General features: G+C 57.5%; 1 protein-coding gene. It reads right to left on the bottom strand.

Translation table 11 applies throughout. The features are described from left to right. The coding region (locus Q5Y71_RS17295) for a hypothetical protein (RefSeq protein ID WP_306043309.1) at positions 1 to 374 on the bottom strand (374 nt) is incomplete at both ends.

Genomic DNA, 374 nt, shown 5'->3' with positions numbered 1-374 from the left:
GCATTTCGTAGAAACGCCCCGAGTCAATATCCCCAACAATGTGCATGCCAAAGGCTTTTGCGTAGAAGCCGCCGCGCCAATAGTCACGGCCATAGCTTTTCCTCTGGTGCCAGAGCTGCGTTGCAGCGTCATAGACATAGGTTCCAGCTCCCTTGGCGTTCGGCAGCTTTTCCCGTGCGGGTATCGTCAAAACGTAAAACTGGTGTCCCTCGTGGGTATACGACCACGCGGAGGCATCCCGCCACCGGCCCCGGGAAATGGCGTACTCTATAGCGTGCGTTGAGATGCGCATGGGAGTAGTTCCCTGCAGCATTCGGACGCTGCCTTCGTTGTCGAGCCAGACCACGGTTTCGTCCAGCTTTGCCACTGACCAC

It is taken from the genome of Microbulbifer sp. 2205BS26-8, assembly GCF_030731025.1.
GTDB classification, from domain to species: domain Bacteria; phylum Pseudomonadota; class Gammaproteobacteria; order Pseudomonadales; family Cellvibrionaceae; genus Microbulbifer; species Microbulbifer spongiae.
This window is presented reverse-complemented; position numbering and strand designations above follow the sequence as displayed.